At 46.5% G+C, this 1,350-nt stretch carries 2 protein-coding genes; both read right to left on the bottom strand.

Annotated elements, in window-relative coordinates:
• Positions 1-230 (bottom strand): IS5/IS1182 family transposase (locus Q7U10_06900; protein ID MDO8282335.1); only part of this gene is annotated, 230 nt, incomplete at its 3' end.
• A gap of 289 nt (positions 231-519) precedes the next feature.
• On the bottom strand, positions 520-1,350 hold an 831-nt coding region (locus Q7U10_06895), incomplete at its 5' end, for an IS5 family transposase (protein MDO8282334.1).

The raw sequence follows: 1,350 nt of genomic DNA, 5'->3' as shown, positions 1-1,350 counted from the left end.
TGCTCCAACGCAGCATCCGACAAACTATGCCACTGCCCCAGCAGTATCGCTTTGAACATCATCAGCGCATCAAATGGTTCCTGTCCTCCACCATGCGATAACTCGCGTTTGTATAAACCCCTAAGCTTCGGACGTAACTCCTCCCAGTCAATCAGGGCATCAATCTTCATCAGAACATTATCTCGCTTCAATCGCTCTGCCAATTCCAGCGTTCCAAAACTCATCTGCATCTCTTGCTCCAACTGTCTTTTAACTTCCTCTATTTTAGTTGGTTATTGCTCTGGCAGGCGAGGTTATGCAGGAGTCTTCTCAAAGTATCTGCTTTTTGTTTAATCACTATTTAGTCGATGCTTCCACCAGAAGCTTGAAATCGTTTCTTACCAGTTACTTACAAAGACCTCTGCATAACTTCGTAAATTTGTTGTGATCGATAAGAGAAAAATCTAAATGACAGTTGTTGGCACGTCATTTTGGTAAAAAAGTGAGATTTTTTTCCTTTTTCAGGGGAGCTTTCCCCCCTTATGCCACATTTGGACGGATTGCTCCCCTCAATGGTTGATCCACGAAGATTTTGTTGGCTGCTTTTTTCAGATTCATGCAGATACTTTTCAGTATCACTTGGGCGTTGATTTTTACCGTACCGAAGTAGCTGGCGCGTCCCATTCTGAATAAGCGTTTGATTGTGCCGAAACACTGTTCGACAATATAGCGTTTTTTGCTGATCAATTGATTCGCCAGCTTCTGTCGTGACGAAAGTGGATTGTTTTTATACGCGCGATGCATGATTGCGCTCTTGATCTTTTGCTTTCTTAGAAATTGCCGATTGGCATTGCTGGCAGATCCCTTGTCGGCATACACCCGATTCGCCTCGATATGCGCGACATCGATAGCTGCTTCGAAATGTATCATTTCGCTCTGGTTGGCAGGAGCGGTGTGAATCCCGCGCACATAGCCGTCTTGAGCATCCACTACCAGATAACTGCGGTAGCCAAACTGCGACTTCTTGCCTTTCTTTAGCCAGGTCGCATCCGGATCCGCACTTTGTTCTTCGGTACAGCTGATTCCAGGCTGACTGCCATCTTCAAACTGAACAGCCTTACCTTCGGCATCCACCTCCAGGGTGATAGTCTTTTTAGGGCGTGCCGCTGACTCAATCAGCGTGGCATCAATGACCGCTCCCGTCGCACCCTTGATCATTAATCCGTGTGATTGGAGCTGTTCATTAATAGAAGCCAGCAGATCATCTAGTCGGTCGCCGGTCACTAGCCGGTTACGGAACCGGCACAAAGTAGTTTCGTCCGGTATCGCGTCCGATAAGGACAATCCACAAAATTGTAGAAAATCAATCCG

Source organism: Thermodesulfovibrionia bacterium (genome assembly GCA_030646035.1).
In the GTDB taxonomy this organism is placed as follows: domain Bacteria; phylum Nitrospirota; class Thermodesulfovibrionia; order UBA6902; family UBA6902; genus JACQZG01.
The sequence above is the reverse complement of the archived record's forward strand: the minus strand, read 5'-3'. Positions and strand labels throughout refer to the sequence as shown.